Source organism: Geomesophilobacter sediminis (assembly GCF_016458275.1).
In the GTDB taxonomy this organism is placed as follows: Bacteria; Desulfobacterota; Desulfuromonadia; order Geobacterales; family Geobacteraceae; genus Geomesophilobacter; species Geomesophilobacter sediminis.
The window spans coordinates 181,352-207,480 of the sequence record NZ_JAEMHM010000001.1; the positions used below are offsets into that span (position 1 = coordinate 181,352).

Genomic DNA, 26,129 nt, shown 5'->3' on the forward strand with positions numbered 1-26,129 from the left:
TGAAGAATGGAAAGTTGAAGGCGATCGCGAGCGACCGAAAACAGGGGCAACCCGAGGGAGTTCCAGAACTGCCGGGTCTGCTTTCTGTTTCGTTTTAGTGAGCTTTGGATAATACGAGCTTTGTAACCGGATTTCAATAGAAGCTTTTCCGCTGGGAACGACCCGGGTCTTGATAAGAGATACCTGCGCTCTACTCAATATCAATTCTCTCGACGGTCACCTGCTCGTCGGATACCAGTCTGGCAAGGGTCGACCCCGCATCGAAGGTGCAGGTCGCTTCTTCTATCTTCATCCCGAGAGTTTCCAGTCCCGAATTCAATTCAGCCAGAGCCGGCTGCACAAATGCATTCGCGTCTTCATCTCCTTTCGGAGGCGACGGCCAGGTTATCCGGGCGGCGCTGTTGTACAACTTTCGCTTCACTATCAGGGGGAGTTCATCCTGATAACGGATAAAGTAGTCGTAGGCTCGCTGCAATGAGGTCAGATCCATGATGTAGCTGAGGGTCAGTGACAGCCGGCAGGAAATCACCCCCCCTTGCCGGTCGGGAAAAAATATCTCCACGACATGGGGACGGTCCAAGAGGCGAAAGCTCGGTAATTCGACGATGGTCTGGCCGCGCGAGGCGAAATCGAAGCGGTCGCGGACCGATTTCTCCGGTATGAAGTAGACGACCTTGCCCTTGCGCACCATGACCGAATTGGCCGGAACCCGGATGCGGACCAACCCGAAGTAGAGGACGAGGACGAACACGATCAGGAAAACCAGGGCCGCCCGCAACTCCCCCTCGGCCAGGGTATAGATCAGGCCGATCAGAGCCGGCAGCATCAAGAAATAGAAGATCATCCTGCCGAGAAACCGGATAAGTCTCTGAACGAACATGAGTTTTCCCCCTCAATCCATTCTCGCCGTCATCACCCCGGAGTGTCAACTGCATCACTGGGAGGGGTAGCTCTCATGTGACCTGACAATGCTAGTCTCACATTAAGGTGACTATATAGTATCTGCAGGTCATGTCAAAGTGTCGTTTCGACGGATTGGGCGCATCATCATCGAAGGGGGGATCTTGCCCTTTCCGGAAGACGGAATTTTCCACCAAGGAACAGCAACGCTCGACGCCACACCTCGTTCGCGTCGTTCTTCGTTTTCCCGGTGATTGAGGAAGAGGACATCGACATCAAGATCGCCGAAAGCGACCTGCGGGTGGACACCTACCGCACCAGGTCCGGCCTTAATACCCCCCTTTGACAAAGGGGGGATGGGGGGATTTGCCGTTCATCTGGTTCTCCCGGGAATTCCTGACGCGCCAAATAAAAGCCCTCCTGGCCTGTGGCACCAGAAGGGCTCTTTTGTTCCGGTCATGTTTCCGTGCTTATTGCAGCAGCTTTAGCAGCTCCGTTACCGCCGGCGTCGGCTTTACGCCGGTTCCCGCCTCGATCTCCTTGGGCTCGATGCCCTGTTTGCCATAGAAGGCGGCGTTGGCGTCGTCGTCGATCATCAGGGCGGCGCCATCGAGCGCGATTCCGGCGAAGAGGCCCCGGCTGCGAGAGTAGGAGTAGATCTCCGCTTTGAGCGTCAGGTCGGTAGCCCCTTCGGCGCTGCGCCCGACCGGGCCCGCCGCTACCGAGGCGTCGGCCCCCAAGGTGAGTTTCCCTTTGAGGATGCCGTCCACGCTCTTTTTCGTCTTGAAAACGAGAATGAGGTCGGTGGACTGCGCTCCGATCTGCCAGCCGAGGCTGCCGCCGGCGATCTTGACGAAGACGGGGTTGCTCCAGGTCCCCTTCTCGTCGCGCACGGTGAGGATGCCGGTTCCGTAGCGGCCGCCGACCACGAAGCCGACCTTGATGACCCCGGGAATGATCATGATGCCCTGGGCGTTTTGCAAAAGGACCGGCGGAACCCCTTTCTCGGGGATGGCCTTGACCGCCTTGACGACCTCGATGCAATCGTCGATTTTTGCGCTCTCGCGTTCCGCGAAGGCTGAGGTGGCAAACAAGGTGAGTATCAGGGATGCACATACGGTCATAAGGAAGTTCGATCTTCTCATAGGGTTACCTCTCACGTTTGTTTTAATGAGTTTACCGCAGCCGGTCCGAGTTTCCGGTCTCGGACGCAAAAAAGCCGGGGCTGAATATCGGTTGATATTTCGGCAACCCGGCTGTCTCAGAGAGACCCTTTAGGCTTTCCGCCCCATCCTCGCGGATGGTTGAGTATTATCGTGTACCACCAATCAGGGTAATGGAATGTGAGCTGCATTATGCACAGTCATAGCGTGATGTCAATCAGGTAGAACAATTGGCCTCAGACTGTAGGAGCGACATTGCTGTCGCGATTAACCGCAACCGCTGTCGCCGCCTCCGGCGGTTCGCGCCAGAAATGGCGCTCCCACAGAAAAATCAGCGGAAAAGCCGCATCACCATCTGGGTAGACGACCGCGGTTGCGGTCAATCGCATCTGGAGAGGCGCTCCCGGAGTGTTCGCAGCTACGTCGTTAAGGACTCTCCCTTAAAGACGCGAAAAGGATCATAATTCCCCTCAGGGGAAAAAATAGCTGGATTCTGCACCTTCCGGGTGGCTGCGATGCACCCGGGGGACTGCAAACGAGGAGCGCAAAATGAAAATTCTCATGGTTCTAACGTCGCACGACCAACTCGGCGACACCGGCCGCAAAACCGGTTTCTGGCTGGAAGAATTTGCGGCGCCGTATTACGTTTTCCAGGATGCCGATGTCCAGGTGACGCTCGCCTCTCCGAAAGGGGGGCAGCCTCCGCTCGATCCCAAAAGCGACCTGCCGGAGAATCAGACCGAGGCAATGGCCCGTTTCAAGAAGGATGCGAGGGCGCAACAGGCGCTCGCGCATACCGCCCGGCTTGAGGATGTGAAGGCGGAAGATTTCGACACCGTTTTTTACCCGGGCGGACACGGCCCCATGTGGGATCTCGCCGAAAGTCCCGTTTCTGCCGCGTTGCTCGAGGCGTTCTACAACTCCGGCAAGCCGATCGCGCTAGTCTGCCACGCTCCGGGTGTCCTGCGCCACGTCACCTACCAGGGGGAGCCGCTGGTGCAGGGGAAGCGGGTAACCGGTTTTACCAACGAGGAGGAGGAAGCGGTTCAGCTCACCCATGTTGTGCCGTTTCTCGTCGAGGATGAGCTGAAACGGCTGGGGGCTAACTTCCAGAAGGTTCCCAATTGGCAGCCCTTCTCCATCGTTGACGGCCGACTGATCACCGGGCAGAATCCTGCCTCGTCGACGTCCGCCGCCCACGCGCTGCTCAGGGTGCTCGGCGTGGAAAAGGCGGCCTGATCGAGCCGCTTGGTTTCTTGCCGCGCGGAAAGAAGCGGTGCCGCTCCTACAGCGAAAATGATTGGACCAACGGGTCCGCAAATAAAAAGAGCCCCCCTGCCAGCATGGGCAGGAGGGCTCTTGGTTCACGGCAGGACAGGTACCCTTACTCCTGCGTGGACGCTATCCCTTCTGCATCTGAGCGCAGGCCGCCTGAGCGCCTTCCTCCAGTTCCTGCCTGGTTGGATCCTTGATGTGGGTCGCCAGGGTCCAGTTGAACCCGAACGGGTCCTGCACGCTGCCGACCCGGTCACCCCAGAACATGTCCGCGACCTGCATGCGGACCTGGGCGCCTGCTTCCAAAGCCCTTCGGAACGCCTTGTCCACGTCTTCCACGTAAAAGTAGAAGCCGATCGGGGAGCCCCCCATGGTTTGCGCGCTTTTACAGGGATTCTGCGGACTTTCTTCACCGAACATTACGATCGAATCGCCGATGATGATCTCTGCGTGCATCACCCCTTTGCCATCGGGGCCCGGCATGACGAACCGCTCCTGGGCGCCGAAGGCCTGTTTGTAGAACTCGATCGCCTTGCGGGCATCGGTAAAGGTGAACGTCGGCGTGATGCTATGGAATCCTTCCGGTATCGCTTTTGACATGGTTTCCTCCTTCGTGCCGCTGAATATCCTCCTTACGCTTGCCGCTTTATTTTATCATTCCAGGTGATTGAAAAGCTGAATTTCCTTTCGCTTGCTGGTGCTGACGAACACAGCTGGAACGACCGCACCAAGCCGAAAGCAGGCTCGAAGGGATCGACCGTCTGGACTCTCAACCCACAGGCACCGTTTGGGGCTGTTGGCGCAAGCATCTTCGGCACTTGGTCCGCGCAGCCGACGTCTCGCCAGGGTCCCTTCTCTCGTGAATGCATCATGTAAACAATATGCTTGACGAGGAAACCCACATATGTAATTTAGGAATTTATTTGGGTGAGGCGTAGGGCTACTCTGCCATTGGTCGCCCCTTCTGCCAATAACCCTCCGGTTGCGACTCTCGTTTCACCCGCACCTCGATGCTGCTCATTCATGCCGTGATTGACTGAATTTTATGACAGGGTCCATACTTGAAGCAGTAGGTTCAGTAGATTTTTTCTGGCGACCAAAGCAAACCAGGAGACATCGCATGACGAGTAGCTTTGAACTGCGTAAATTCCTTGCTCCGGAATTTATCTTCGGGGTAGGCGCCCGGAAGCTCGCGGGCCGTTACGCCAGAAACCTCGGCGGGAAAAAGGTCCTGCTGGTATCCGATCCGGGGGTGGTCCACGCGGGGTGGGTCAAAGAGGTCGGCGAGAGCCTGGAGGCGGCCGGGCTTTCCTTCACCATCTTTACCGGGGTCACCCCCAACCCGAAGGTCGCCGAGATAGAGGCGGGGGTCGCCGTCTATCAGGAGGAACACTGCGATGCCCTGGTTGCGGTCGGAGGGGGGAGCGTCATCGACTGCGCCAAAGGGATCGGGATCGTAACTACCAACCGCAAGCCGATCCAGGCCTTTGAAGGGGTGGACATGGTGACGATTCCCATCCCCCCGCTGGTCTGCATCCCGACCACCGGCGGGACCTCGGCCGACGTCTCCCAGTTCGCCATCATAAAAGATCCGCTGGAACGGGTGAAATTCGCCATCATCAGCAAGTCGGTGGTCCCGGATATCTCCCTCATCGACCCGGAAACCCTGACCACGATGGATTCCTATCTCACCGCCTGCACCGGGCTCGACGCCCTCACCCATGCCATCGAGGCGTTCGTCTCCACCGCCCGCTCCACGATGACCGACCTGCACGCCCTCGAGGCGATGCGCCTCCTCTCCCGGAACCTGATCCCCTCCGTTCTCGACCTCGACGACCTGGAATTCCGCACCCAGGTGATGCAGGGGAGCCTTCAGGCCGGCCTCGCCTTTTCCAACGCCATCCTCGGGGCGAACCACGCCATGGCCCACAGCCTCGGCGGCGCCATCGACCTCGCCCACGGCGAATGCAACGCGATCATCCTGGATCACGTGATCGAATTCAACTACTCCTCCGCCCCGGAGCGCTACGAGCTCATCGCAGAGGCGATGGGGCTCGACCTGCGCGGCACGTCCCCGGCGCTCAGGAAGAAGGCCCTGCTGGAGCACATCCGCTCCATCAAGGAGGCGGTCGGAATCCGGCGCAGCCTCTCCGGGGTCGGCGTTTCCTCCGCCGACCTCCGCTTCTTCAGCGATCATGCCCTCAAGGATCCCTGCATGGTCACCAACCCCCGCCGACCAACCCACCGCGACATCGAGGTCGTCTATGAAGAATCCCTCTGATCCCTCGGAAACCCACGCTGGGCTGCACGAAAAGCTGGCCGGACTCGGGGAGTCGTCGGTACGGAAAACGTACTATCCGGCGCTGCAGGCGCGGATGGAGGAACTGGAGCGGCTCAAGGCCTTTCTCGATCACAGCAACGACATCTTCTTCCTGGTCGAGGTCCCTTCGGGGGCGATCGTCGACGTCAACCTGTTCGCATCGACCCAGATGGGGTGGCGACGCGAGGAATTCCTTGCCGGAACGCTCTTCGACGTCTCCGATCTGGCGCGGTGCCCCGAGGGGGATGAACTGATCCGCTCGCCCCAGGCGCGGGACCGGGCCCAGGCGCTGACCGCCCTGCACCGCAAGGACGGGGGGACGTTCCCCGCAGAGCTCACCCTCAACCGGATGGTTTTCCACGATCAAGCCTACGTCCTTGCCGTAGCCCGCGACATCACCGAGCGGAAGCGGGCCGAGGAGGCGCTGCGTTACAGCGAGAACTTCCTGAAAAACGTGGTGGACAACATCCCCGCCATCGTCTTTGCCAAGGAAGCTGCCGAGTTGCGCTACGTGGCGCTGAACCGGGCCGCCGAAGAGTTTCTCGGCTACACCCGCGAGGAGGTCCTGGGCCGGCGAGACGATGACCTGTTTCCCCCGGAGCAGGCCGAATATTTTACCCAGAGCGACCGGCTGGCCCTGGATACCCGGAGGCTGATCGAGATTTCCGAGGAGGCGGTGAAGTCGGCCGGTGGGAAGCAGATGTTCCTGCGGGCCAAGAAGTTGCCCCTCTACGATGCCGAGGGGGTGCCGCGTTTTGTCCTGGGGATCGCCGAGGATATCACCGAGCGCAGGCGCCTTGAGGAGCAGCTCCTGCATTCCCAGAAGATGGAGGCCCTGGGGCAGCTGGCGGGTGGGGTGGCCCACGATTTCAACAACATCCTGATGGTCATCATGGGCTATGCCGAGATGCTCAAGGGGGATGCCGCCCTGGGCCCGGCCCAGAAGGACAAGGTCGCCCAGATCATGGAATCTTCGGAGAAGGCGGCCGAGCTGACCAGGAGCCTGCTCACCTTTTCCCGCAAACAGATCATGATCCCGCGCACCTTCGATCTCAACGAGCTGATCGTGCGGGTGCAGCGCTTCCTGGTGCGGATCATCGGGGAGGACGTCCGGCTCAGGACCTCGGTATACGGGGAGCCCCTGTTTGCCGAGGTGGATACCGGGCAGATCGAACAGGTGCTGGTGAACCTCGCCACCAACGCGCGCGACGCGATGCCGAAGGGGGGGATCCTGAGCATCGAGACGGCGCACCAGGTGGTGGACGAAGCCTTTGCCGAGCAGAATCTGCCCGGGGCCCGGGGGCATTACGCGGTGATCTCTGTGTCGGACACCGGCATCGGGATGGACGATAGGACCCGGGTGAAGATATTCGAGCCCTTTTTCACGACCAAGGAGCCGGGGAAGGGAACCGGCCTGGGAATGGCGATCGTCTACGGCATCGTCTCACAGCACAACGGATTCATCAATGTCTACAGCGAGCCCGGCGTCGGCACCACCTTCCGGATCTATCTCCCCCTGGCGCAGGCCCCGGCCGGGACGGCCGGAGAGCGGACGGATCAGGCGGCGCCGCGCGGGGGTACCGAAACGATCCTGGTGGCCGAGGACGAACCGGCCCTGCGCAAGCTTTTGGAAACGGTCCTGACCGATAGCGGTTACACGGTGCTGTTGGCCGCCGACGGCAGGGAGGCGGTGGAGCAGTTCCAGCGGGCGCAGGGGAAGGTTGACCTGGTTCTGATGGACGTGGTGATGCCGCAACTGAGTGGGAAGGAGGCGGGGGAGGCGATCCGGGCGCTTAATCCGGAGGTTTCTCTTCTCTACACCAGCGGTTACACCCGGGACATCATCGTCACTCGCGACATCCTGCACGAGGGGACCGAGCTCGTGATGAAGCCGGTGCAGCCCCGGGAGCTCCTGAGTAAGGTCCGGGCTCTGTTGGACCGGAAGCAGTAGGATGGAAGCCGATAAGGACAAGGCTCGGGTATCATGCAAAAGGCACCAGGTTTTCGACCTGCCTTTACAAAAACACCCGGTAATCCACGTTGAGTGCCTCAGCCAGTTTCTTGGCCGTCTCCCTTCCAATAGACCTTTTCCCGTTTTCCATCTCGGAGAGGTGCCGCTGGGGTATCCCGGTAAGTTTGGATAGTTCCACCTGAGTCAAACCTTCCTTGGTACGCCCGCCCCTGATGCAGATCCCACCATTGTTGGCCAGCATCTCAGGCATGACCTGCTCCAGCGGAACGGTTTCGGTGGTGTCCCTGAGCCCGAGTTTTTTTGCATAGAGTTTCAACTCCCTGATCTTCGCGGGTTCCCCCGCAAAACGGACCTCGACCGTTCGCCCCTTCATGGTCTCTTCAGTAGGGTGCCTTTTCGTGCGTTCCAACATAAATAACCTCGATGATTTGAATCCCCGCCGTTTCTTCTCTCCAAACGGCTACATAGGTGGGCTTACCTTTCTTCAAGTGGCAGTGACGCCGGGAGTCTGGGAGTTTGCTGTAATTTGGCCAGTTGCCGCGCACTGGCCCGGCTTTCCTCATTTCAATCACCAAGAGAGCTGCCGAGTCTTGAACGGCCCTGGGCAGTTTTTCGAATTGCTGAGCAGCCTTTTTTGACAGATTGACTGCCCACACCATCGGTATACCCTATACTGTTTTTTGGTATATTTCAACGCAATAAGTCGGTGGGTCGCGTTGAGGGAAACTCGACATCCTTTCCCGATGGAGGCAAGGAGAGATGCCGTATATAGACCTTGAGCAGGAGAATGCAACCAGGAAAAGCGGTTCTCCTTCGTTGCTTTGTCGCGCAGGCTTCCCTGCCTTTGAGTCATTAAAACGAGCCCTCCTTTAAGCACTGGCAGGAGGGCTCTTTTATTATCTACTTGCAGATATGATTATTGAGGATCTAGGATAAATTCTAAGCTCTTTGGACAACAGTGATAAGGAGGGCAAAAGCCATGACGACCAATAGACTCATCGTTGTCGGCGGCGATGCGGCGGGGATGAGCGCCGCTTCCCAGGCTAAACGCCGGCGTCCGGATCTGGAAATCATCGTATTCGAGAGGGGCCCGCACGTATCCTATTCCGCCTGAGGCATCCCCTACTATGTCGGCCGGGTTGTCGACAAGGAAGATGCACTCATGATCCGCACTCCCGAACGGTTCCGGGAAAAAGAAGGGATCGACGTCCGGATCCGTCATGAAGTCGAGGAAATCGATGCGGCAGGAGGAAGGGTCCGCGTTCTCGAGCTGCAAACCGGCAACGTCTCATGGGAGCCGTACGATCAGCTCCTGCTGGCAACCGGCGCTAAGCCGGTCTGCCCGAAGGTTCCGGGCTCCGACGCGGTCGAGATCTGCGGGATCAACACCCTGCAGAGCGGGGTCGAAATGCGCATGCTTTTGGACAGCAAGTCCGCCCGAAAAGGGGTTGTCGTGGGCGGTGGATATATCGGTCTGGAAATGGCCGAAGCCCTGGTCCGGCAGGGATTGGATGTTTCCTTGGTGACGAAGTCACCGGAAGTGATGTCCACGCTCGATTCGGACATGGGGCGTCTGGTCTCCCAGGCGCTGCGCGATCTAGGGGTGACCCTCTACCTCGGGGAGACGCTGGAAGCATTTGATACCAAGAACGGCAAGCTGACCGGCGTAATCACCGACCAGCGGACCCTGCCGGCGGATGTCGTCGTGCTCGGTCTCGGGGTGCGCCCCAACGCGGCACTTGCCGAAGCCGCGGGCATTCCGCTCGGAGAAAAAGGATCGATCCGGGTGAACGATAGGATGCAAACCGGGACGGCCGGGATCTGGGCTGCCGGAGATTGTGCCGAGTCGTTCCACCTGATCAGCCGCCGGCCCTTCTACATCGCCCTCGGCACCGTCGCCAACCGGCACGGGAGGGTAGCGGGAATCAACCTCGGCGGAGGGTACGCCACCTTTCCCGGGGTGGTGGGAACCGCCGTCACCAAGATCTGTGAAGTGGAAATAGCCCGCACCGGCCTGCAGGAAGAGGAGATCAGGAGGCTGGGCCTCGAATGGGTGAGTGCGGTGATCAAGAGCCGGACCAAGGCGGGGTACTACCCGGGAGCCGGAGAAATAACGGTCAAGGTACTTGCCGAAAAGGGGAGCGGCCGCCTGTTGGGTGGCCAGATCGTCGGGAAAGCCGGATCCGCCAAAAGGATCGACACCCTGGCAACCGCGCTGCATGCAGGCTTCACCGTCGAACAGATGATCAACCTCGACCTGAGCTACGCACCTCCCTTCTCCCCGGTCTGGGACCCGGTCGTGATCGCCGCCCGCGAGGCGGCAAAGAAATTAGGGTAGTCGTAGGTTAGGCAGTCCGCTGCCCACCGTCCCTTGGTCTCGCTCGGTGGGCGCCGGGGGGCCGCCCTGGCACCGTGATCGCGGATACCATCTCTCGATGCGCGGAATTTTGAGGAATAACTATGTCTTACAGCCGCGGCACCATTTCCTCCAGCGATGACCTGAACTTCGGGCTGGTACTTCTATCCGACGACTTCACCGTGGTCGGCATGAACCAGTGCGCGCTCCAGATCGTCGGAAACCAAACGGGACCGCTGGGGAAAGATCTGCTTGGTTTCCACCAGCCGAAGACCCGGGAGAAGGTACGGGGGCTTTTGCAGGAGCTCACCGAGCCCGCAGACACCCTGCAGAACACGCTGGTTCTCGATTTCCTGGGCCGGGTCCTGATGATGAGCATGTCCCGCATGACGGTCAGCACTGCGGAGGGGGCGGCATCATGGTCGGTGATCTTCGTTGACGTCACCGAGCAGACCGGCGCGCTGACCAATCCGGTGACGGGGCACCTGGAACTGAAAAAACTGCCGGTACACGAAAACGGGAACTTTATCTTCCTGTCCGCGGACGAGGTCCGCCTGATCCAGGCCGACGGCAATTACTGCCGGATTTTCACCGGGTCAAAACGGCATTACCTCCTGATGAGCCTGAAGACAGCTCTGGAGAAGTTGCCCGGCAACGGTTTCTTCCGCGTCCACAAGAGCTTCATCGTCAACCTCAAGCACGTCCGCGGCATCGAGCACGGCGATGGGAGCCGCCTCTTGGTCTCCTTTGATGATCCCGCTATCCCGAAGGTCCCCGTCTCATGCCGCCTCGCGCCGGCCCTTAAGAAAGCACTGGGGCAATAACGGCACCGTTCATCCAGCCCCTGCCTCCGTTCGTCAAGTACTCCTTGAGCATCCTCTGGTCGGTGAGGTATGTAGAGCTCACGGAGGGAAACGCAATGAGACCAGATGCAAAGACGATCGCCAAATGGACCATCCTGTCACTCTGCCTGTTGTTGCCCACAGGGGCTCTCGCAGACAGCACCAAGAGCAAAACGAAAACCCTCGATGCCGGCTCGATAAAGGAAAAGATCGATCCGAGCGACGAGATTCTTAAGGCCAGCCGTGCATTCTTTGCCGGATTACCGTTCATGCAGGCCGAGGCTTACTACAAGAAGGTAATCCTGGGCAAGGACCAGTCCTACTTCCTGGTGAGCGTTCAGAGTGCGGATGAGTTTGCCAGAGGGCACGTGCCCGGTGCCGTCAACATCCCATATAACGAGATCGCCAGCGGCAAGGCCGGGAAGATCCTCCCGAAGGACAAGAAGATCGTGGTGACCTGCGCGGACGGGCATCGCTCCATGGTCGCCGCCCTGTATTTCGGGCAGCTCGGCTACGACACCACTGTCCTGTCGTTCGGGATGACCCATTGGAACGCCTCCCAGTCCGGGATAACCGATCCTTACCCCGGCTCGGCCGGTTATCCGGTAAGCACGGCGCAGGTCGATGCCGCCGGGGGCAACGTGTTGCCTGCCATCGCAACCGTGGGAAGCACCGGGAAAAATGTGGTGCCGGCGCGGGCTGAAGCGGTATTGAGTTCCAAACGCGATCTGCTGATCGACCGCGCGGAAGTCTACCAAAAGGCGGTAGTCGGCGGCGACCACTCCTATTTTCTCGTCAGCCTGCAACGGCCCGAAGATTACGCAAAAGGTCACGTCCCGGGGGCGATCAACATACCGGCAAAGGAGATTGCGAAGGTTGAGAACCTGCGCAAGCTCCCCCGCGACAAGAAGATCGTTCTCATCTGCTACATAGGCCACTGGGGCGCCGCCAGCGCATTTCTGCTCAACCAGCTGGGATACGAAGCTTATGACATGCGTTTTGGCACCATGGGGTGGAACGATCAGACTGAAGGGCTTGGCGAGCTGCGGGAGGTGATGCTGGGGCTTGCGCGTTCCTTGAACTATCAGGTAGAAAAAGGGAAGCACGAAAGCCGGGCTATGGTGGAGAAGTAGATCCTTTCGACCAGACGCAGTTACTTTGTTCGTGGCGAGAGAGGGGGACTGGCACCTGCGGAGCCAGTCCCCTTCGTCCTTGCAGCGTTAGTCTTGAGATGACCATGATTGGTCTCGAGATGACTATGGTTGGTCTCGAGATGACCATGGTTGGTCTTTGCGATGACGGTGCCTGGAGTTGGTGATTGGTCTCCTCAAGAAAAACGTGGGCGTACGCGGTCAGAACTTACCACGCATCTTTAGCTGACCTTCCGCATCTTTGGTCGTAGCAGGACCCTTGGTTGTCATGAAATACGGTGGCAGCTGGTCCAAGGTACCCTTGTTTTGGCGCGGATTATGCCCTTATGACGTCCAACGATGAGGGGTTTCTCGTGGGATTACTTAGGACGTTTGCTCTCGCGATGGAGTTCTTTTGGGGGAATATTATGCTATCCCGAGAGCATGTATGCCCGTATTTGGTCTTGTGATGGCGATCACGAGACCAAACACGGATGTGACGAGACCAAAGACGGGCATCGCCTGTTGAAAACAGTGGCATCCCTGGGGTAGGCAAGTGATTCGTCCGGACCAGGCATGCCCGTCTTTCACGAAAGTACGTTCACCTTACCCGTGATCATGGCTATCACCGGGTTCAAATGCCCTCCCCCGTGCCAGGACCGGTGACGCCCATCATTATCTTCAACGACGCGCGTTGCAAGTTGAGATCTGTCCGTCTTGGAACTGTTGATGGGCATCTTTGCTCGAAAGATGAAGGTAACCAGAGGAATACGACCGTTGGGACCGACATTGGGTGGGGGAAACCAAGGGATCAAGCGGCAGGTTGAGGCTGGAGGGGAATTATTAATAAGTAGGTCAAGTAGGTCGCGTTGAGGCACGAAACGACATCCTTCACGCGAATTGAAGTCGCGTTTCGTGCCTCAACGTTTATTGCCAATACCCCGCTACTTGGTGAGCATGATCCACTTCCCTTTGGTGATCTTCACCATCACCAGGGAGGACAGATCGAGGCCGTTGTGGTCCTTGGGGCTCATGGTGAAGATGCCGGAGACGCTGGGTATTTTCTTGGCCTGTTCGATGCCGTTTCTGATCTGCTCGGGGGTCGTGTTCCCCTTTTCCACGGCAGCGACGATCAACCGATAGGCGTCGTAGCCGAACCCGCCGAAGGTGGTGGCCTCTTCGCCATACTGCTTTTGGTAATTCAGGTGGTAGTCCTTGAGCAACTTCGCCTGCGGGTCCGACTTGGGCAGTGAATCGTAGATCGCCAATTTGCCGGCCGGATGTATCACCCCCTCAGCTGCCTCACCGGCCAGTTCCAGGTATTTATTGGTAGACGTGCCGTGGCTCATGTAAAGCGGGACCTTGATGTTGAGCTGCTTCACATTTTTGGTGATGATGGCCATCCCGGGGTTCAGGGCCCAGGCGATGATGGCATCCGGCTTGATGGCCCGGATCTTGGTCAGCTGTGCGGTCATGTCGGTGTCTTTGGGGGCGAACACTTCGTCCGCCACGATGGTAAAGCCTTGCTTGGCCGCATACGCCTTGAGCTGCTCGCGACCGGAGGTGCCGAATCCGTCGGAAACCGTGAGGATGGCGATCCGCTTCTGATTCTTGCTGCGCACGTAATTGAGGAGCTTTTCGACGGCGATATGGTCGCTGGCAGCGGTCTTGAACACCCAGTGTTTGACCGGGTCCACGATCTTGCCCCCGGCCGCATTCGATATCATGGGGATCTTCGCCCGCTCGACCAGGGGGATGACCGCCATGCTTTCGCCGGTCGTGGAAGGACCGATGATGACCTGTACCTTGTCCTCCTTGATCAGCTTGGTCGCCAGTTGGACCGCCTTGGTCGGATCACCTCCGGTGTCGTAGATGACGGTCTCCACCTTCATGCCGTTGATGCCCCCCTTGCGGTTGGTCTCCTTCACCAACATTTCCAGGGTTTTCTTTGCCGGATCACCGATGAAGGCGGCCGGACCCGTCACGGCAAACAACCCTCCGATCCGGATGGTGCCGGCGGCGAAGGCGCTGCCGCAGAACAGCATGGTTATGAATGCCGAAACGATTCCCACAAACCACTTTTTCATCTTGATCCCCTCACTGGTTAATGTATTTCGCCGGCTCCCCGGATGGGGGGGCGGTCATAAGGAATTCATGTCTGCCATCAAGAGAGTGTTGCTGGGACATCGGCTTGTAATAGCATGGTTTTTACCTCCAGGGCAACATCAGTCCTTGAAGTACCAATGGGAAATATCCTTTTGGGGCTACACTTTCCCCCACAAATGGAAAGGGGGCGCCAATGCGCCCCCTTTCCACCTTACCTCACCTTTCCGGTTCCTTCATGTACCGTGTTCAAGCTCCATTAATTATCAAGCATCAGTTTCCCTCATTCATCAATTTATTCCGGGCTCGAATAAGGGGGCAGGCACCAATTACCCTGTCTGCTGAATGTTTTTCCAATCAGGTGCCTGTTCCCTTCTTGCTTCACGGTACGGAGGTCAAGGCCCCGGGAAGAACAACTCCGAACTGGCAAGATTACCGCCAAAAATTCCTCCGGTAATGAGCACCGCTCCATTGTCCAACAGGGTCGCAGTATGCTTGGTTCGGCGGTCGTTTAAAGAGCCGGTCAGGGTCCATGTGCCGGTAGCAGGATCGTAGATCTCCGCGCTGCCATCAGTGTCGGCGTCAGCTGCTCCTGAAACAAGCACCTTCCCGTTTAGCAATAATGTTGCCGTGTGTCCAAGGCATTGGTTATTCAAAGAACCGGTTTGAGTCCATTTGCCGGTAGCAGGATCGTAGATCTCTGCGCTGGCACGAACCGCCCACCCGTTATCTCCATCGCCTCCTGCAACGAGCACCTTCCCGTCTTGCAGCAGCGTTGCCGTGTACTCAGAGCGGTCGTAATTCAAAGAACCGGTTTGGGTCCATTTGCCGGTAGCAGGATCGTAGATCTCTGCACTGGCACGTACGTCGAGAACGGCACTCCAGGTTGACTGATCTCCTGTCTGACCTCCTGCAACGAGCACCCTCCCGTCGTGCAGTAATGTTGCCGTGTGATAATAGCGTTTGTAATTCAGAGAACCGGTTTGGGTCCATGTGCCGGTAGCAGGATCGTAGATCTCTGCGGTGGCGCTTGTGCTCAACGTGTCCGTTCCTCCTGCAACGAGCACCCTCCCGTCTTGCAGTAATGTTGCCGTGTGTTCATAGCGGTCGTATTTCAAAGAACCGGTTTGGGTCCATGTGCCGGTAGCGGGATCGTAGATCTCGGCGCTGGCGCGTGTGGCGAGAGATCCAATCCACGTCCAGTACCAACCTCCTGCAACGAGCACCCTCCCGTCACGCAGTAACGTTGCCGTATGACCATAGCGTTTGTAATTCAAAGAACCGGTTTGGGTCCATTTGCCGGTAGCAGGATCGTAGATCTCGGCGCTGGCACGAGTGCTTCCACTCCCGCTCAGTCCTCCTGCAACGAGCACCTTCCCGTTTTGCAGCAACGTTGCCGTGTGGTCACAGCGATCGTAAATCAAAGAACCGGTCCGGACCCATTTATTTATGTTGGGTCCTGCCATGGTGGGCGCCGACACAAAATCAACGGTTTTGACATCGGCGCCGCTGACCGCAAAACTGTTGTCCAGAGGAGCGAAGGCGCTGTTCCCATTCGAGGGGGTTACCCGGTATTCCCCGGCGGGAACCGTGAAACGGTAGGTGCCGTCGGCATCCGTTGTGGCGGTCAGGGTCTGGTCTCCCTCAAGGGCAACGGTGACGCCGGCCAAGCCGGTATCCGATTGGGAAATCTTGCCGGAAATGGTGTAGAGAGCCGTGAACGTGGCGGTGTTGGTGGCCGGATTGGCAGAGTCGGAGGGGTTTACTTCAACCACGCTGGTATGGATAGCCTTGGCATCATCACTCACAAGAGCCGTGTACGTCAGGGTATGATTGCCGCCGGCAGTGGTGACGCATACCAGCTTGCCATTGGTGATACTCCATGTGCCGCTGAAGGTGGATGAACCGATAGTCGTGCTCCAGGTGCCGTCGGCATTGACTGCCAGTGTTCCCGTAGAGCCGGCGCTCGAATACGCAAACGTTTTGCCGGATACCTGCCCGGTGGTGAAGGTTGCGGTTAAGGTAGCAGTGCCGTTCGCCGGATTATCGGGGGCAGCGGGATTTACTTCGACGAAACTGGTATTGATGCTGTTGGACGTGGTCGAGAGCAGTGTGTAGGTAACCGTATGATCCCCGCCGGCGGTAGTCACGCAGACGAGCTTGCCGTCGCTGACGCTCCATGTCCCGCTGAAGGTGGACGAGGCAATCGTTGTGCTCCAGGTGCCGTCGGCATTGAATGCGAGTGTTCCGGTGGAACCGGCGCTGGCATACGCAAACGTTTTGCCGGACACCTGGCCGGCGGTAAATGTTCCCGTCGGCGTGCTGTCGCTCCCTCCACACCCCGCCAACAACAGGACTGCAAAGCCCAACAGCACAAATACCAGGCGACTGATCTGCAGCGTAGTTTTCATGGTAGTTCTCCGTATTCCGGGACGTCTCAATTATTGATTCAGATACCTGGCAACGCGGTTGGCGGCGTTGGCGGCAATGTTGCTGTAATAGAACGGGTAGTCGTAGCTATGAAAAAAACCGGGCGCGATCGGGCTCGGCCGCTTGATCGTTGCCGGGTCCACGGTGGAACAGAGCACTACTTCTGTCGCAGAGTTCGGGTCGAGAGCGCTCGTGGTCGGGTTGATCGCGGCGATTTGCGCATCTGCATAGCCGGTCACGGTCTGCACGGGGAATATGACATCGCCCTGGTAAAACGGGGCCGGTGCCGTTGCATCGAACAGGCGCAGCGAACCGGCATTGGCTGAGGCTGGCGCCAGGGTTGCCGTTCTGGTCCAGGAGATCGGGTTGATTGCCATGGCGCCGGGGAAGACCACGGGGTTTCTGCCCGTAAAGGAGGGGCTTTGGGTGTTGTACGAGATGATCACACCGGTATCATCCGGTCCCTGGGCGAATTTCAGATGGGGGTTCCGGTCGAAATAGTCCTGCGTGAAGGACCAGCCGATGGCGTAGGCGGCAATCATCCTCTGGTAGACGTCTGGATTGGCTTTCATGTAGTTTTGCAGCAGGAGCGCGACTATTGTTGACCCCTGGGAATGACTCACAAGGATGAACGGCCGGTTGTTGTTGTAGTTTTTGATGTAATAGTCGAACGCTGCGATGACATCCGTGGCCGGAGTCCCGCCGATAAAGTCATAGACGGCGTCTGTAGACGGCAAACCAAGCGTGTAGACGGCATCCGCCTGCCGATAATAGGGGGCGTAGATATTGCCGACCGTGGCAAAGGCGGTCGCATTTTTCTGAAAGGCGTATTTGGCACCGGCCATCATCTGGGCGTTGTTTATTTCGCTGATGAGCGCCCCCCCCGTGCCTGCCGAATATGCAGTCGGATAGACGTAGAAGACATCGACATTTTTAACGGGATCAAGCTGGGAAGGAAGGGACAGCCAGTTGGCGGCCTTTGCATAATCGATGGCCACGGGAGTGCTCGTAGCGGCATTATCGCTCCCGCACCCAGCCACAAACAGACAAACCGAAAGAACTGCGATTACGACTACAAAAAATCTGTTTTTCACGTGATCCCCCTCATACTCTTGTGATTTCCTGCCGCATTATATTTTCCAACCTCAAAGGCCCCACCGTCGAACCCTCACGGAATACGTTTCCCGCATCAGGGAAGCGGGGTGTCTGCCCGCATCAACCCGGGGTTGATGCGGGCGGCAAGGGCGCCGATCTCCTTCAGCTCCAGTTCCGACAAAAAACGCAGCTCGGTGGGGGACAGAGTGTAGCCTTGCTGCACACATGCCGCCTCAAGCGAATCGCTCACCGCGCGGCGGAAGCGCTCATCGGTAATGAGTCGTCCTAACACCCGCTCAACCGCATCTTGTGCCATTGCTACCTCCGGCCCAGAAATCTGTCCCCATCGGGACGGTCATAGCCCCGGGAAAAACAACTCCGTACTGGTGCGTTCACTAAGATCCCCAGTCCCTCCTACAACGAGCACCAGTCCGCTATCCAGCAATGTCGCGGCGGGAGCGCTGCGTTTGTAGTTTAAAGAGCCGGTTTGGGTCCATTTGCTGGTGGCAGGATCGTAGATCTCTGCACTGCCAGAGAGAGAATACGTTAGTCCCCCTGCAACGAGCACTTTCCCGTCTTGCAGCAACGTTGCCGTGTGCTGTCCGCGTGGGTCAGCCAAAGAACCGGTTTGAGTCCATTTGCCGGTAGCGGGATCATAGGTTTCTGCGCTGGATGTGGTATGGGCGGTACCGCCGTTAAGTCCTCCAGCTGCTGTAATTCCTCCTGCAACGAGCACCCTCCCGTCTTGCAGCAATGTTGCCGTATGTTGACTGGACGTGTAAGGCAGTGAACCGGTATCCGTCCATTTGCCGGTAGCCGGGTCATAAATCTCAGCGCTGGCAAGAAAATCTCCCGAATCCCCCCCAGCAACAAGTACCTTCCCGTCTTGCAGCAACGTTGCCGTGTGATGATAGCGTTTGTGGTTCAAAGAACCGGTTTGGGTCCATTTATCGGTTTTAGGATCGTAGATCTCCGCGGTGGCGCCAGTGCTTATTTCGTCCTTTCCTCCTGCAACGAGTACCCTCCCGTCTTGCAGTAACGTTGCCGTGTGACCATAGCGATCGTAAGCCAAAGAAGCGGTTTCCGCCCATTTGCCGGTTTTAGGATCGTAAAGCTCTGCACTGGCATGTGTGCTCCAAATCAACAGGGACGGGCTATTATGACCTCCTGCAACGAGTACCCTCCCATCTTTCAGTAACGTTGCCGTATGTTCACTGCGCTTGTAATTCAAAGAACCGGTTTGGATCCAGGCGCCGGTAGCAGGATCGTAGATTTCTGCGCTGGCGCGCATTGTGTAAGAGAGGAAGACGAAATACTCTCCTCCTGCAACGAGCACCTTCCCGTTTTGCAGCAACGTTGCCGTATGCCTTGCGCGCTTGTAAATCAAAGAACCAGTCTGGATCCACTTATTTATGTTGGGTCCTGCCATGGTGGGCGCCAACGCAAAATCCACGGCTCCGACATCGGCGCCGCTGACCGCAAAACTGTTGTCCAGAGGAGCAAAGGCACTGTTCCCTTTCGAGGGGGTTACCCGGTATTCCCCGGCGGGAACCGTGAAATGGTAGGTGCCGTCGGCATCGGTTGTGGCGGTCTGGGTCTGGTCGCCATCCAGGGCAACGGTGACACCGGCCCAGCCGGTATTCGATTGGGAAACCTTGCCGGAAACAGTGTAGAGAGCCGTGAGCGTGGCGGTGGAGGTGGTCGGATTGGCAGGGTCAGCGGGATTTACTTCAACCACACTGGTATGGATAGCCTTTGCATCATTACTCACAAGAGCCGTGTACGTCAGGGTATGATTGCCGCCGGCAGAGGTGACACAGACCAGCTTGCCGTCACTGATACTCCATGTCCCGCTGAAGGTGGACGTACCAATCGTTGTGCTCCAGGTACTATCGGCATTGAATACGAGTGTTCCCGTGGAACCGGCGCTGGAATACGCGAACGTTTTGCCGGATACCTGGCCGGTGGTAAAAGTTGCGGCAAAGGTAGCAGTGCCGTTCGCCGGGTCATTGGGGGCAGCGGGGTTTACTTCGACGAAACTGGTATTGATGCTGTCTGACGTGGTGGAGAGCAGTGTGTAGGTAACGGTATGATCACCGCCGGCAGTAGTCACGCAGACCAGCTTGCCGCCGGTGATACTCCACGTCCCGCTGAAGGTTGACGTACCGATGGTTGTGCTCCAGGTGCCGTCGGCATTGAATGCCAGCGTTCCCGTGGAACCGGCGCTGGAATACGCGAACGTTTTGCCGGATACCTGTTCGGCGGTAAATGTTCCTGCCGGCGTGCTGGCGCTGCCTCCACTGCAGCCCGCGAACAACAGTACCGCAAAGCTCAAAACCACAAACACCAGGCGACTGAACGGCAGCATACTTTGCATGGTAGTTCTCCTCATTCCGTGAAATATCCCGACAAGAGACCAAAGCTCGCAAATTGTTTAGCTTCCTGTGACATATTCATCTCCTGCGCTCGAAGCTCTGTCCCAAATGGGACAGATTCGTCCCTGGCTAACAGCAACTACCACATAGGACAGGCGAGATGTATGCCAGAACCAATGATGAAATGTTTCAGGATGTTACGTGATGTAGCGTAGGGGGACTTGTCCCGGGCTGGACAGGTTGTCCGAAATGGGACGGCAGTGGGATGTGAGAAAGGTGATTAGTAGAAAAGTTTGCGGGAGGCTTTTAACAGGCGCGCGGCAGAGGATTTGTTGCCGTTGCTCTTCTCCAGAGCCCACGCCATCAACTGTGTGGTAACGGCATCCAATGAGAACTCTTCGGGGGAGAAGTTGAAATTGAGGGTGATCCGGTCCTTGGCCTGGCCTCCGTGAAAATGTTGAGGCTCGTGTTGAAGGCGCAGGTGCTCGGGCTGGATCAGGTCACCGTTGGTGACAATGCAGGCATACTCCAGCAGGTTGCGAAGTTCCCGTACGTTGCCGGGCCAGTCATGGGCAAGCAGAAGGTCGAGGGCCGCTCGGGAGAGACCGGGGAGCGATTTGCCCTGATGTTTCCGGAAGCTGTTCAGAAAATGTTCCGAAAGGTTCGGAATGTCCTCGCGGCGTTCGCGCAGGGGCGGAATGGTGATCGGGAAGATATTCAGGCGATGATAGAGATCCCGCCGAAAGGTTCCCTGGTTGCAGCATTCATCGAGGTTTCGGTGGGTGGCAACGATGATCCTGAAGTCGGCGGTCGCCTGCCGGTCGGAACCGACCTTTTCGTACACCCTCTCCTCCAAAAGACGCAGCAGCTTGGGTTGGAGCGACAGCGGCATATCGCCGATCTCGTCCAAAAACAGCGTGCCTCCCTGTGCGCGGCTGCACTTCCCCTCGCGCTCGCGGTCGGCCCCGGTGAAGGCGCCTTTCGCGTGGCCGAACAGCTCGCTTTCCAGAAGAGTTTCCGGTATGGCGGCACAGTTGACCGCAACAAAGCTGCTCATGGTCTGGCCGGTGCCCACATGGATGGCCCGGGCCAGCACCTCTTTTCCGACTCCGCTTTCTCCATAAAGGGAAACGGTGGTGCGGGGCGAGGCGACCACCTGCTTGGCCGCTGACAGCGTTTTTCCCATGGCAGGAGAGGTACTGCTGATGTTCTGAAAACTGAACTTTTCCCGTTCCGAATCGAGCATGCGACCATAGTTGGCCCGCAGCCGGGCATACTCCAGCAGCCGTTCCACCACCACCAGCAGTTCTTCCCGATTGAGCGGTTTCAGCAGGTAGTCATCGGCCCCCTCTTTCATGGCGGCCACGGCGCTGTCAACACTGCCATGGGCGGTGACGAGCACAAAGGGAAGCAGCGGATGGCTGCTGCGCACCTGGCGCAGCAAGGTCATGCCGTCCATTTCGGGCATAACCATGTCGGACAGCACCAGGTCAAAACAGCCCTGCTCAAGCTGTACCAGGGCCTCAGCCCCGCTTGCTGCGCACTCCGCCTGATACCCGGCATCATCCAGGTACCCCTTGATCATGAAGCGAAAGCTCTGTTTATCGTCAACCACCAGTATCCGTGCATCGATGCTCATGGAGCGCACTCCTTCGCCAATCCGGTTCGCAACTGTTCCATTACCTGCCTTAGCTGCTCGGGGCTGGCAGACGGGGCGAGGTGCTGCAGCCAGGACGCCAGTTCCGCCGGTTTCGGGTTCGCAAGATGCCCGCATAAACCTTTCAGGGTGTGGGCGGCCCGGCCAAGACCATTTCGATCGTCGCCCTCAAGGGCGGTCTGCATACACTCCAGCTCATCGTTGATATCGGCAAGCAGCATCTCACGATACTGACGGGCGCGCTCGGGGGAGTTATTCAGGTCGCTGCGGGTCTGCCTGCTCAAAAGCATTTCCCCGCCGGTTGCCGCCGCGATGGTTCCACCGCACTGCTCATATATGGCCTTGGCCAGCTGTTCGGGGATGATCGGTTTGGGCAGAACCGCGTTGATGCCGGCGTCGACGCAGGCTTCAAAGGTGGCTGCTTCGACATCTGCGGTAATGGCGATGATCGGAATGGGGGGCTGGCCTCCCTCCTGCTCCCGGCGCCTGATCCGGCGGGCGACCTCCATGCCGTCCATGTCAGGCATGCGGATATCCAGCAGGACCAGGTCGAAAGGCCGCTGCTCCAAAAACTGCAGCCCCTGCCACCCATTTTCCGCCAACACAACCTGTTGCCCCCACGCGGTCAAAATATCCCCCAACAGCCGGCGATTGAATTCGTTATCCTCAATAGCCAGCACCGAGCCCAAAGCCAGGTTGACCGGGTGGGCGGGCTCATCAGACAACGGTTCGACATCGGGCAAAGGCAACTCGACTAAAAAAGAGCTCCCGGCGCCGTGTCGGCTATTCATGGTGATGCGCCCCCGCATCATTTCGACGAGGCTATGCACGATGGCTAAACCGAGGCCGCTGCCGCCGAACTTGCGGGTGATCGTCGGATCGAGTTGTCGAAACGGTTGAAAAAGGTGGGCACGAGCGGCTTCGGGAATGCCGATGCCGGTGTCCCTCACCTCAAAACGAACCAGCGGGTCTCCGGCAGCCACCGTGCGATCGGACGAATCGACGATGAATCCGACTTCTCCGCTGTTGGTGAACTTTACGGCATTGGCAAGGAGGTTGGCCAGGATCTGCCGCAGGCGGACCGGGTCGCCAAGGACCCACTCCGGAAGCTCATCGGCCATAACGACCCGGAAAGCCAAATTTTTCTGCTCCGCCAGAGGGCGATACTGTTCTTCCAGGCCGGCTGCCAGTTGACGCAGATTGAACGGCACCGCTTCGAGCTCCATGCGTCCGGCCTCGATCTTGCTCATATCAAGGATGTCGTTAACCAGATCCATCAGGGAGCGAGACGATTGTTCGAGGATGGCGTGGTACTGCTTTAGCTTGACCGGATCGGTTGTCGTGCGAACCATGCTGCTGAATCCCACCAGGGCGTTCAGTGGGGTGCGGATTTCATGGCTGACGGTGGCCAGGAATTGATTTTTTGCACTGTTGGCGGCTTCCGCGGCTTTCTTTGCCTCAGTAAGTTGTAGCGTCCGCTGGGCGATCTGCTCCTCCAGCAGTTGATTACGTTCGGTGAGTTCCTGGAGCGGATAGACTTCGCCGGCACGGGCCATGCCATCGGGAAGTGACACGCTGCTGTGACAGATTTTCCAGCCGGAGGATTCCTTGCGGAAGATCAGTACCAGGCGGGCTACGGTCCGTGAAAGGATGTGTTCTTCAATGGGGAGATGAAGCGTGGAAAAGGCGGTGACAACGGCGATGGTGTCTGATAGTGATTGGATGGCCAGGTCTTTAAGTTCAATTCTGAGCGGATCTTTGACCTGGGCGAAATCCTTGCGGGTGATCGCGACCCATTCCTCCCGGTCTTTGACCAGATGGTCCCCCCCGCCGGTAAATCCGGAAAAGTTCTCGCTGAATAAGGTTGTCAGCTGATCGTCGCGGGCCCCATACATCCTCTGGTAGTCGTCAAACAGTTGCCGGATTTCCTGATAGTCGTTCGTATCCAATGACATATGGCCTCAGAGCAAGGTAAGAATTCTGCATCCCGTGAGATTAAGCCACGCATATGGGATTGCCAGTACTGAGGAGATCCCCAAAAGACAGGAGGATATAAAGTAACGGCTATATAGTCAAAGGATTTTGGTCAATCGAGGAGAAAGGTAAGGACTCTCTTGTCGATGCAGGGACTTAATTGTCTCTCGACAGTGAGTGAGTGTATTAGGAGAGGGGGATGCCTAAGCGGCGCATCTTCTCGACGAGGGTGGTGCGGTTGATGCTGAGCATCGCCGCGGCGCGGGCTTTGACTCCGCCGGACAGCTGCAGGGCGTCGTTGATCATGCGGCGCTCGATCTCGCTGATCGCCGCCACCATGTCGACGCCGTTGGGGGTCACGTTGGTGGGGGCGCCGCCGCGCTCCTGGAAGTTCTTCTCGATGTTGGAGGGGAGGTCGTGCAGGGTGATGACGTCGCCGTCGGTTAAGGCAACGATCCGTTCCATGATGTTTTCCAGCTCGCGGACGTTGCCGTTCCACGGGTAGGCTTCCAGCGCCTCCAGCGCCTCTTTGTCGAGGTGCATCATCGGACGCTGCATGGCGCGGCAGTTCTTTTCCAAAAAGTGCTTGGTCAGCGGAAGGATGTCGTCGATCCGCTCGCGCAAGGGGGGGATCACCACCGGGATGACGTTGAGCCGGTAGAAAAGGTCCTCGCGGAAGTTGCCGCGCAGCACCTCTTCCTCAAGATTCACGTTGGTCGCGGAGACGACCCGGACGTCCAGCTTGATGGGGCGGTTGGAGCCGACCCGCTCCACTTCCTGTTCCTGCAATACGCGCAACAGCTTGGTCTGCAGGTGCATGGGGAGGGTGCCGATCTCGTCCAGAAAGATGGTCCCCTGGTTGGCGGCCTCGAATTTCCCCATCTTCTCCTTCACCGCGCCGGTGAAGGCCCCTTTGGTGTGCCCGAAGAGCTCGCTTTCCAGGAGATTTTCGGGGATCGCGGAGCAGTTCACGGCGATGAACGGCTTCTCGCGGCGCGGACCGTTGAAGTGGATCGCCTTGGCGACGAGCTCTTTTCCCGTCCCGGACTCGCCCAGGATGAGGACGGTGGAGTCGGTCTTGATGATCTTCTTCATCCGGGAGAAGAGCTGCTGCATCGGCTGCGAATTGCCGATGATGTTCGCGAACTCGTACTTGTCCCGAAGCTGTTTCTTCAAGTAGATGTTTTCGGAGCGCAGGGCGACCTTCTCGACCGCCTTGTCCACGATGATCCGGAGCTCGTCGATGTTGAGCGGCTTGGTGATGTAGTCGAAGGCCCCTTCCTTCATCGCCTTCACCGCGGTCTCGGCCGAGGCGTGGCCGGTGATCATGATGACCTCGGTCCCCGGGGCGGACTGCTTGACCTGGGTGAGGATATCGATCCCGTTCCGGTCGGGGAGGAAGAGGTCGGTGATCACGATGTTGAACCCCTCCGCCTTCAAAAGGCGCAACCCTTCCTCACCGCTGCCGCACCCCGTCATGGTGTAGCCGGTCGCCCGAAGCAACATCAGGAGCGCCTCGCGGCTTCCCTGGTCGTCCTCGATGAGCAGGATTTTGGTGTTCGCTTTCATCTAAGCCCCTTCTATTGTTAGCGTTTGTTGAATAACATGGATGGCATTATTTGGCAAGGGCGCATTTGACCGGGGGACGGTCTCGGGTATAATTAGCGGGCTTAAAAATTTAAGGAGGCATTCTCATGAATCCGTTCGACATAGTTCCTGCATTAATATTGCTGGCCGTGTTGGTAGCCCTTTTGTCCAACGCGATCAAGATCCTCCCCGAATACGAACGCGGGGTCCTGTTCCGGCTCGGGCGGGTGAGGACCGTGCGCGGCCCCGGTCTGATCCTGATCATCCCCGGTATCGACCGGCTGGTGCGGGTCTCCCTGCGGATCGTCGCCATGGACGTCCCGTCCCAGGACGTGATCACCCACGACAACGTGACGGTCAAGGTCTCCGCCGTTATCTATTTCCGGGTGGTCGACGCGGTGAAGGCGGTGGTGGAGGTGGAGAACTTCCTCTATGCCACGAGCCAGCTTTCCCAAACCACCCTGCGCAGCGTGCTGGGGCAGGTCGACCTCGACGAGCTTTTGGCCAACCGCGAGAAGATCAACAAGGAGCTGCAGGAGATCCTGGATCGGCAGACCGAGCCGTGGGGGGTGAAGGTGACCCTGGTCGAGGTGAAGAACATCGATCTGCCGCAGGAGATGCAGCGGGCGATCGCGCGTCAGGCCGAAGCGGAGCGGGAGCGGCGGGCGAAGATCATCCATGCCGAAGGCGAGTTGCAGGCCTCGGAAAAACTCGCCCAGGCGGCGCACGCCCTTGCTGCCGAGCCGGCCTCGTTACAGCTGCGCTACCTGCAGACCTTGACCGAGATCGCCGCGGAGAAAAACTCCACCACCATCTTCCCGGTCCCCATCGACCTGATCAAGATGTTCCTGGATAAACGGGGGGACGGTGGACAATAACAATGAACGGTGAAACAATCGGACGTCCCCTCTCCTTCAAGGGTTGCGTGCGAGAGCACGGCCTGCAACGGA

The 26,129-nt window shown here is 58.2% G+C and carries 19 protein-coding genes, 1 pseudogene and 1 riboswitch; of the genes and pseudogenes, 8 read left to right on the top strand and 12 right to left on the bottom strand.

Features of this window, described 5'->3' with window-relative positions:
- Nucleotides 1–190: 190 nt before the first annotated feature.
- A complete protein-coding gene (locus JFN93_RS00785; RefSeq protein WP_199382071.1) occupies nucleotides 191–880 on the bottom strand; it encodes a hypothetical protein in 690 nt (229 codons plus the stop codon).
- A 213-nt stretch (nucleotides 881–1,093) separates the two neighbouring features.
- On the opposite strand from JFN93_RS00785, the pseudogene prfB reads away from it, so the two are divergent.
- Nucleotides 1,094–1,219, top strand: a pseudogene (gene prfB / locus JFN93_RS00790) (peptide chain release factor 2); the annotation flags it as partial.
- A gap of 151 nt (nucleotides 1,220–1,370) precedes the next feature.
- Here the strand turns inward: prfB and JFN93_RS00795 are convergent.
- On the bottom strand, nucleotides 1,371–2,045 hold the full coding sequence (locus JFN93_RS00795; protein ID WP_199382072.1) for a lipid-binding SYLF domain-containing protein: 675 nt from the start codon (nucleotides 2,043–2,045) through the stop codon (nucleotides 1,371–1,373).
- Between the two features lie 98 nt (nucleotides 2,046–2,143).
- A riboswitch (cyclic di-GMP riboswitch) is annotated at nucleotides 2,144–2,220 on the bottom strand.
- 392 nt (nucleotides 2,221–2,612) lie between these two features.
- On the opposite strand from JFN93_RS00795, the gene JFN93_RS00800 reads away from it, so the two are divergent.
- Nucleotides 2,613–3,302, top strand: a complete 690-nt coding sequence (locus JFN93_RS00800; protein ID WP_199382073.1) for a type 1 glutamine amidotransferase domain-containing protein — start codon at nucleotides 2,613–2,615, stop codon at nucleotides 3,300–3,302.
- Nucleotides 3,303–3,464: 162 nt separating this feature from the next.
- Here JFN93_RS00800 and JFN93_RS00805 read toward each other — a convergent pair whose 3' ends face one another.
- Nucleotides 3,465–3,938 carry a VOC family protein gene (locus JFN93_RS00805; protein ID WP_199382074.1) on the bottom strand — a complete coding sequence of 158 codons (474 nt, stop codon included), beginning with the start codon at nucleotides 3,936–3,938 and terminating at the stop codon, nucleotides 3,465–3,467.
- Nucleotides 3,939–4,458: 520 nt separating this feature from the next.
- Between JFN93_RS00805 and ercA the strand changes: the two genes are divergently transcribed.
- The gene (gene ercA / locus JFN93_RS00810; RefSeq protein WP_199382075.1) at nucleotides 4,459–5,619 is read left to right on the top strand and encodes an alcohol dehydrogenase-like regulatory protein ErcA; all 1,161 of its coding nucleotides are present in this window, start codon (nucleotides 4,459–4,461) and stop codon (nucleotides 5,617–5,619) included.
- Nucleotides 5,603–7,609, top strand: a complete 2,007-nt coding sequence (locus JFN93_RS00815; RefSeq protein WP_199382076.1) for a hybrid sensor histidine kinase/response regulator — start codon at nucleotides 5,603–5,605, stop codon at nucleotides 7,607–7,609. The genes ercA and JFN93_RS00815 overlap by 17 nt, the downstream gene beginning before the upstream one ends.
- A gap of 64 nt (nucleotides 7,610–7,673) precedes the next feature.
- Here the strand turns inward: JFN93_RS00815 and JFN93_RS00820 are convergent, their stop codons facing one another.
- Nucleotides 7,674–8,003, bottom strand: coding sequence for a helix-turn-helix domain-containing protein (locus JFN93_RS00820; RefSeq protein ID WP_236021464.1), 330 nt, complete (start codon nucleotides 8,001–8,003; stop codon nucleotides 7,674–7,676).
- 606 nt (nucleotides 8,004–8,609) lie between these two features.
- On the opposite strand from JFN93_RS00820, the gene JFN93_RS00825 reads away from it, so the two are divergent.
- From JFN93_RS00825 to JFN93_RS00835, 3 genes are all read left to right on the top strand, one after another.
- The gene (locus JFN93_RS00825; RefSeq protein WP_199382078.1) at nucleotides 8,610–9,968 is read left to right on the top strand and encodes an FAD-dependent oxidoreductase; all 1,359 of its coding nucleotides are present in this window, start codon (nucleotides 8,610–8,612) and stop codon (nucleotides 9,966–9,968) included.
- Nucleotides 9,969–10,090: 122 nt separating this feature from the next.
- Entirely contained in the window at nucleotides 10,091–10,810 is a 720-nt protein-coding gene (locus JFN93_RS00830; protein WP_199382079.1) for a PAS domain-containing transcriptional regulator, read from the top strand.
- Between the two features lie 95 nt (nucleotides 10,811–10,905).
- Nucleotides 10,906–11,961 carry a rhodanese-like domain-containing protein gene (locus tag JFN93_RS00835; protein ID WP_199382080.1) on the top strand — a complete coding sequence of 352 codons (1,056 nt, stop codon included), beginning with the start codon at nucleotides 10,906–10,908 and terminating at the stop codon, nucleotides 11,959–11,961.
- 941 nt (nucleotides 11,962–12,902) lie between these two features.
- Here the strand turns inward: JFN93_RS00835 and JFN93_RS00840 are convergent.
- From JFN93_RS00840 to JFN93_RS00875, 8 genes are all read right to left on the bottom strand, one after another.
- Nucleotides 12,903–14,045 (bottom strand): ABC transporter substrate-binding protein, encoded by a 1,143-nt coding sequence (locus JFN93_RS00840; RefSeq protein WP_199382081.1) that lies wholly within the window; start codon nucleotides 14,043–14,045, stop codon nucleotides 12,903–12,905.
- Between the two features lie 411 nt (nucleotides 14,046–14,456).
- Nucleotides 14,457–16,472, bottom strand: a complete 2,016-nt coding sequence (locus tag JFN93_RS00845) for a kelch repeat-containing protein (protein WP_199382082.1) — start codon at nucleotides 16,470–16,472, stop codon at nucleotides 14,457–14,459.
- Nucleotides 16,473–16,502: 30 nt separating this feature from the next.
- Nucleotides 16,503–17,489, bottom strand: coding sequence for a DUF3089 domain-containing protein (locus JFN93_RS00850; protein ID WP_199382083.1), 987 nt, complete (start codon nucleotides 17,487–17,489; stop codon nucleotides 16,503–16,505).
- Nucleotides 17,490–17,680: 191 nt separating this feature from the next.
- Nucleotides 17,681–17,902: a Franean1_4349 family RiPP gene (locus JFN93_RS00855; protein ID WP_199382084.1), complete on the bottom strand. Its 222-nt coding sequence runs from the start codon at nucleotides 17,900–17,902 to the stop codon at nucleotides 17,681–17,683.
- A 39-nt stretch (nucleotides 17,903–17,941) separates the two neighbouring features.
- Nucleotides 17,942–19,963 carry a kelch repeat-containing protein gene (locus JFN93_RS00860; RefSeq protein WP_199382085.1) on the bottom strand — a complete coding sequence of 674 codons (2,022 nt, stop codon included), beginning with the start codon at nucleotides 19,961–19,963 and terminating at the stop codon, nucleotides 17,942–17,944.
- 278 nt (nucleotides 19,964–20,241) lie between these two features.
- Nucleotides 20,242–21,600, bottom strand: a complete 1,359-nt coding sequence (locus JFN93_RS00865) for a sigma-54-dependent transcriptional regulator (RefSeq protein WP_199382086.1) — start codon at nucleotides 21,598–21,600, stop codon at nucleotides 20,242–20,244.
- Nucleotides 21,597–23,573 carry an ATP-binding protein gene (locus tag JFN93_RS00870; RefSeq protein WP_199382087.1) on the bottom strand — a complete coding sequence of 659 codons (1,977 nt, stop codon included), beginning with the start codon at nucleotides 23,571–23,573 and terminating at the stop codon, nucleotides 21,597–21,599. The genes JFN93_RS00865 and JFN93_RS00870 overlap by 4 nt, the downstream gene beginning before the upstream one ends.
- Before the next feature lie 205 nt (nucleotides 23,574–23,778).
- The gene (locus JFN93_RS00875; protein ID WP_199382088.1) at nucleotides 23,779–25,161 is read right to left on the bottom strand and encodes a sigma-54-dependent transcriptional regulator; all 1,383 of its coding nucleotides are present in this window, start codon (nucleotides 25,159–25,161) and stop codon (nucleotides 23,779–23,781) included.
- A 125-nt stretch (nucleotides 25,162–25,286) separates the two neighbouring features.
- Between JFN93_RS00875 and JFN93_RS00880 the strand changes: the two genes are divergently transcribed.
- On the top strand, nucleotides 25,287–26,057 hold the full coding sequence (locus tag JFN93_RS00880; RefSeq protein WP_199382089.1) for a slipin family protein: 771 nt from the start codon (nucleotides 25,287–25,289) through the stop codon (nucleotides 26,055–26,057).
- Nucleotides 26,058–26,129 lie beyond the last annotated feature (72 nt).

What these genes read in the sequence shown, in the direction of transcription:
- JFN93_RS00785 (WP_199382071.1), bottom strand. Translation starts at nt 880, where the DNA reads ATGTTCGTTCAGAGACTTATCCGGTTTCTCGGCAGGATGATCTTCTAT.
- JFN93_RS00795 (WP_199382072.1), bottom strand. Translation starts at nt 2,045, where the DNA reads ATGAGAAGATCGAACTTCCTTATGACCGTATGTGCATCCCTGATACTC.
- JFN93_RS00800 (WP_199382073.1), top strand. Translation starts at nt 2,613, where the DNA reads ATGAAAATTCTCATGGTTCTAACGTCGCACGACCAACTCGGCGACACC.
- JFN93_RS00805 (WP_199382074.1), bottom strand. Translation starts at nt 3,938, where the DNA reads ATGTCAAAAGCGATACCGGAAGGATTCCATAGCATCACGCCGACGTTC.
- ercA (WP_199382075.1), top strand. Translation starts at nt 4,459, where the DNA reads ATGACGAGTAGCTTTGAACTGCGTAAATTCCTTGCTCCGGAATTTATC.
- JFN93_RS00815 (WP_199382076.1), top strand. Translation starts at nt 5,603, where the DNA reads ATGAAGAATCCCTCTGATCCCTCGGAAACCCACGCTGGGCTGCACGAA.
- JFN93_RS00820 (WP_236021464.1), bottom strand. Translation starts at nt 8,003, where the DNA reads ATGAAGGGGCGAACGGTCGAGGTCCGTTTTGCGGGGGAACCCGCGAAG.
- JFN93_RS00830 (WP_199382079.1), top strand. Translation starts at nt 10,091, where the DNA reads ATGTCTTACAGCCGCGGCACCATTTCCTCCAGCGATGACCTGAACTTC.
- JFN93_RS00835 (WP_199382080.1), top strand. Translation starts at nt 10,906, where the DNA reads ATGAGACCAGATGCAAAGACGATCGCCAAATGGACCATCCTGTCACTC.
- JFN93_RS00840 (WP_199382081.1), bottom strand. Translation starts at nt 14,045, where the DNA reads ATGAAAAAGTGGTTTGTGGGAATCGTTTCGGCATTCATAACCATGCTG.
- JFN93_RS00845 (WP_199382082.1), bottom strand. Translation starts at nt 16,472, where the DNA reads ATGAAAACTACGCTGCAGATCAGTCGCCTGGTATTTGTGCTGTTGGGC.
- JFN93_RS00855 (WP_199382084.1), bottom strand. Translation starts at nt 17,902, where the DNA reads ATGGCACAAGATGCGGTTGAGCGGGTGTTAGGACGACTCATTACCGAT.
- JFN93_RS00860 (WP_199382085.1), bottom strand. Translation starts at nt 19,963, where the DNA reads ATGCAAAGTATGCTGCCGTTCAGTCGCCTGGTGTTTGTGGTTTTGAGC.
- JFN93_RS00865 (WP_199382086.1), bottom strand. Translation starts at nt 21,600, where the DNA reads ATGAGCATCGATGCACGGATACTGGTGGTTGACGATAAACAGAGCTTT.
- JFN93_RS00870 (WP_199382087.1), bottom strand. Translation starts at nt 23,573, where the DNA reads ATGTCATTGGATACGAACGACTATCAGGAAATCCGGCAACTGTTTGAC.
- JFN93_RS00875 (WP_199382088.1), bottom strand. Translation starts at nt 25,161, where the DNA reads ATGAAAGCGAACACCAAAATCCTGCTCATCGAGGACGACCAGGGAAGC.
- JFN93_RS00880 (WP_199382089.1), top strand. Translation starts at nt 25,287, where the DNA reads ATGAATCCGTTCGACATAGTTCCTGCATTAATATTGCTGGCCGTGTTG.